Annotated in this window: 4 protein-coding genes; all 4 read left to right on the top strand. The window is 65.5% G+C overall.

Annotation, left to right across the window (positions count from 1 at the left end):
* Positions 1–1,207, top strand: a 1,207-nt coding sequence (locus U9977_RS10185; protein ID WP_322748969.1) for an aspartate aminotransferase family protein, incomplete at its 5' end; no start/stop codon positions are given.
* Positions 1,208–1,427: 220 nt separating this feature from the next.
* Positions 1,428–2,858, top strand: a complete 1,431-nt coding sequence (locus U9977_RS10180; protein ID WP_322748968.1) for a gamma-aminobutyraldehyde dehydrogenase — start codon at positions 1,428–1,430, stop codon at positions 2,856–2,858.
* A gap of 193 nt (positions 2,859–3,051) precedes the next feature.
* Positions 3,052–4,149 carry an alpha/beta hydrolase gene (locus U9977_RS10175; protein ID WP_322748967.1) on the top strand — a complete coding sequence of 366 codons (1,098 nt, stop codon included), beginning with the start codon at positions 3,052–3,054 and terminating at the stop codon, positions 4,147–4,149.
* Between the two features lie 338 nt (positions 4,150–4,487).
* Positions 4,488–4,685, top strand: coding sequence for a hypothetical protein (locus tag U9977_RS10170; protein WP_322748966.1), 198 nt, complete (start codon positions 4,488–4,490; stop codon positions 4,683–4,685).
* The last annotated feature ends 315 nt before the right edge of the window (positions 4,686–5,000 follow it).

The raw sequence follows: 5,000 nt of genomic DNA, 5'->3' as shown, positions 1-5,000 counted from the left end.
GGGTTCGCTGGTGTGGGACGTGGACGGAACCGAGTACTGCGACTTCCACAACGGTTTCGGCTCGATGGTGCAGGGGCACGCGCACCCGGCGATCGTTCACGCCGTGCGTGAGCGGATCGGGCTGGGTAGTCACTTCGCGATGCCGACCGAGGACTCGGTGATCGTCAGCGAGGAGCTGGCCCGGCGTTTCGGGCTCCCGCAGTGGCGCTATGTCAACTCGGGGTCGGAAGCGACCATGGACGCGATCCGGATCGCCCGGGCGGTGACCGGACGTGAGACGATCATTAAGATCTTCGGCTCCTACCACGGTCATCACGACTATGTGATGGTCTCGATCGGAACTCCCTACGACGACATCGGGCCTGCCGATCACATGGCGTCGCTTGCCTATGGCGAAGGTATCCCGTCGGCGGTGGTCGACCTGACCGTGCCGGTGCCGTTCAACGATGCCCCGGCCATGGAGCGCCGGATCGAGGCGTTGGTGGCCCAGGGGCGTCCGCCGGCTTGTGTGATCATGGAAGCGGCCATGATGAACCTCGGTGTGATCCTGCCCGAGCCCGGCTATCTGGAGGCCGTCCGGGACATCACCCGCCGGCACGGAATGGTGTTGATTTTTGATGAGGTCAAGACCGGCCTCTGCGTGGCGCCCGGGGGAGCGACCGAACGGTTCGGTGTGCGCCCGGACATGGTCACCCTGGCCAAGGCGCTCGGCGGCGGGCTGCCGTCCGGGGCCATCGGTGCCACGGCTGACATCATGGAGGTCGTCGCCGCCGACCGGGTCAAACAGGTGGGGACGTTCAACGGCAACCCGCTGACCATGGCCGCCGCACGGGCCAGCCTGTTCGAGGTCCTCACTGCGGACGCGTATGTCCATCTTGACCGCTTGGGAGATCGGCTTATCGCCGGTTGCGACGAGATTCTCCGGCGCCACGAGCTGCCCGGCTACACGGTCGGTATCGGCTCCAAGGGCTGCGTGCACTTCGCCGATGCCCCGATCCGGGACTATACGTCGTTCATGGCGCACCAGAACCCGGCTCTGCCGGAGCTCGCCTGGCTCTACAACGCTAATCGCGGCGTCCTGATGGCGCCAGGCCGGGAGGAGGAGTGGACGCTGTCGGTGCAGCACTCCGACGCCGATGTCGACCGCTACCTGGCCGCCTTTGCGGCCATGGCCCACGACCTCGCGGACGCGACGGTCAGCGGGTGAGCCGGGTGAGCCGGGTGCGGGCATGACGTGGAATGCGTGGTTCGGTGTGGTTTCCGCGGTAGATCCGTCTGCCGGGCACGCAATCGATGGTCTAGTCTGCTTGTTGGTGGCCTTTTCAGTGAGACAGGCCCCGGTGGTCGCCGACGACGGCTAGGGCCTAGGAGCAGACAGCCTCTTGCGGCGTAGCCCCGTTCCATCCGTGCTGGTCAGCGGAGTGTGTATGGACAGGATCCTCACAAATTTCATCGGCGGCGCCGGTGTCGTCGCTCTCGACGGACGAACGATGCCCCTGGTCAACCCGGCCACGGCAGCGGTCTTCGCCGAGGCACCCGTGTCCGGACCGGCCGATGTGGACGTGGCGGTGCGCGCGGCGTCGGACGCGTTCGAATCCTGGCGTGACACCACACCGAGCGAGCGGGCCAGAGCCCTGCTCAAGCTCGCCGACGCCATTGAGGAACGCGCAGACGATCTCGTCCGGGCAGAGTGTGAGAACACCGGGAAACCGATCGCGCTCACCCTGGCTGAGGAGATTGCGCCGACGGTGGACCAGATCCGTTTCTTCGCCGGTGCCGCTCGGCTGCTTGACGGACGTTCGGCCGGCGAGTATCTGGCCGGGCACACAAGTTTCGTGCGTCGTGAGCCGGTCGGCGTCTGCGCGCAGGTGACCCCCTGGAACTACCCGCTGATGATGGCGGTGTGGAAGTTCGCGCCGGCGATCGCCGCGGGCAACACCGTTGTGCTCAAGCCGTCGGAGACGACCCCGGTCAGCACGTTGCTGTTGGCCGAGATCGCAGCCGAGTTCCTTCCCGCGGGCGTCCTCAACGTGGTATGCGGGGATCGGGACACCGGCCGGGCCCTGATCGCTCACCCGGTGCCGGCGATGGCGTCGATCACCGGCAGCGTCCGGGCTGGGATGGACGTTGCCCGGGCAGCCGCTGACACCCTCAAACGGGTCCACCTGGAGCTTGGGGGCAAAGCGCCGGTCATCGTCTTCGACGACGTCGATGTCGCTGCGGCCGCAGCGGGGATCGCGGGTGCCGCCTATTTCAACGCCGGTCAGGACTGCACCGCCGCCACCCGGATTCTGACCGCGCCCGGCGTCCACGACGATCTTGTTGCAGCCCTGACTGAACAGGCACAGGCGACCAGAACGGGCGCTCCGGACGAGCTGGACGCAGCCTACGGTCCGTTGAACAACGTCGGTCAGCTCGGCCGCGTCCACGCGATGGTGGATCGCACGCCGAAGCATGCGCAGGTGCTCACCGGCGGGGCACCGTTGAACCGCTCGGGGTTCTTCTACCCGGCGACGGTTGTCGCGGGCCTGCGCCAGGATGACGAGCTGATCCAGCATGAGATCTTCGGACCGGTTGTGACAGTCCAGCGGTTCAGCTCCGAGGACGAGGCTGTTGCCTGGGCGAACGGGGTCGAATACGGGCTCGCGTCCAGTGTGTGGACGCGAGATCATTCTCGGGCGATGCGGGTTGCCCGCCGGCTGGACTTCGGCTGCGTATGGATCAATACCCACATTCCGTTGGTGGCCGAGATGCCGCATGGAGGCTTCAAGAAGAGCGGATACGGGAAGGATCTATCGGTCTACGGCCTTGAGGACTACACCCGGATCAAGCACGTGATGAGCAACATCGAGTTCTGACCGGCTAACCGCACCGTCAAGGTATGAAAAGTCCCAGCCGGCCGCAGACGAGGTTCCAGGACCTGACCAGTGGCTTTGTTGTCTGCTTTGTCCGCCGGCCGGCCTGGTTGAGTGGTCGGAGGCGGCTATGCGCGAAAATCGTATCCGCGTTGCACATGATCTGGCAGGCATGCCCGCGGACCGTCAGGATGGCATGACTGGCGCCGCGGATCGCGGGGAGATCGACCGGGCCCACCCGCCGGGCACTTCCCGCTATGCCACCCGGTACGTGACCGTGCACGGATATCGTCGGGCCTACATCCGCGCTGGGCGCGGCCCGGCGTTGCTGCTCATCCACGGGATCGGCGACAGCTCGCAGACCTGGGCCGACCTCATTCCGTTGCTTGCCCGTGGCCGAACGGTGATCGCTCCGGATCTCCTCGGCCATGGTCGGTCGGACAAGCCCCGCGGTGACTATTCCATTGGCGGATACGCCTGCGGAATGCGTGATCTTTTGACGGTACTCGGCATCGATCGGGTGACGGTGGTCGGCCACTCCCTGGGGGGTGGGGTGGCCATGCAGTTCGCCTATCAGTTTCCCGAACGGTGTGAGCGGGTGGTGCTGGTAGGCACCGGCGGGGTGCGCTCCGACATCCATCCACTGCTACGCCTCGCGGCGCTTCCGGGTTCAGGACCAGTGCTCTCACTGCTCACCACGGCATCCGTGCGCCACATCGGCTGGACGGTGACCCGGGCGTTGCGTTGGCTGCGCACCGATCTGGGCCGGGATGTCGACGACCTGATGCGCACCCTGGAAGACCTGCATGTGGACACCGCTCGGGCGGCATTCCTCCGGACGCTGCGAGCGTCCGTGGACGGACACGGGCAGGCAATCACGATGTTGGACCGCTGTTACCTCGCCGCCGGAATGCCTTCTTTGATCATCTGGGGTGGGCATGACGCGGTGATTCCGCCGGAACACGCGCGGATCCTGCAGGCGGCGATGCCGGGTAGCCGCCTGGAGATCTTCGCCGACGCCGGGCATTTCCCGCACCGCAGCGATCCGGAGCGTTTTCGGGCGGTCCTGGAGGATTTTCTGTCCTCGACCCGTCCGGCAACGTACTCGGCCCGGCAGTGGCGGGATCTTATGCGTTCGAAGGGACGCCATCCCGACCAGCGGCCCGCCGGAAGCCGGAGTCGGAGCCGGCGGATGAGTCCGGCCGCCGGTGGGGAAACCGCGCTTGCAGCCGCTTCGAGTACCCCGGGCGACACCCGTGGCGGGGAAGGACCGGTCGTGCGGGGAGAGCCATGATCGTGGGTGCCGTCCTGGGTGGGGTCCAGTTCGCAGTCTCCCGCCGAGGTTCATACTGAGCAGGAGCCATGGGGTGTTCTCTGGACTGAACAACCGCGGTCGGTTGGCTGTGCGCACCTGGCCGGCCGTGCCGCTACCCGCTTCATCCGGACCCGCTTCAGCCGGCTCAACCGGCTACCGCGCCAGATCGTCGAGACAGATGCCACTTCTTTGTTCCAACCCGCTATCGCATTGGGACACCGCGGCCCGCTATCGTGGAGTTCGTCGGGCGCGGTCATGCCAATGTGGCCTATCCTCGTTGTAGTAACTGAAGTCAGAGATATATCGGAGGTCGACCGTTGGCACGTCGTGCGCGTCTGAGCTGGCCGGAAGAGCGTCGCCAAGCAGGTGAGGTCGTCGTCCGCCGGGTTGACCCCGGCCGTGGCTGGACCCTTGAGCAGGCTCGTGATCTGGTGCAGCAGGGTTACTCTGTCGAACATGTAGCGGAACGGACAGGATTTCCGGCGCAGATGCTGAAAGTGGCTGCCGAGGAGTGAGCCGTTCGGTGAAGCGGTGCCAGTCATGAAATATGCACTCTCGGCGATGCAAATGTGGGCGGGATCCGGCTCGGTTCACCGAGGTGAGCCACGGGTCCGGTCGGCGTCACGTCAATGCGTCGAGCCGGTTACTCTGTGCAGTGTTGGGGATAGTGTTGGCAATCGCATCCAGGTCTAATTGAGCGATTGGTGTTTTGTGTCGGCCATTGCCGGCTGGCGATGATTGAGTGTTGTTTTTTGATCACTGGACGTGATGTGTACGCGTGATTGTTGTCTCGCTGTCGGTGGCGTGTACAAGGCGGCCGAGGTGGTCGG

The organism is Protofrankia sp. Cas8 (assembly GCF_963555845.1).
Classification (GTDB): Bacteria; Actinomycetota; Actinomycetes; order Frankiales; family Frankiaceae; genus Protofrankia.
Note: the sequence above shows the minus strand (reverse complement) of the source record. Positions and strands in the feature narration are given on the sequence as shown.

Coding starts and splice junctions, on each gene's coding strand:
- U9977_RS10180 (WP_322748968.1), top strand. CDS start 1,428: ATGGACAGGATCCTCACAAATTTCATCGGCGGCGCCGGTGTCGTCGCT.
- U9977_RS10175 (WP_322748967.1), top strand. CDS start 3,052: ATGACTGGCGCCGCGGATCGCGGGGAGATCGACCGGGCCCACCCGCCG.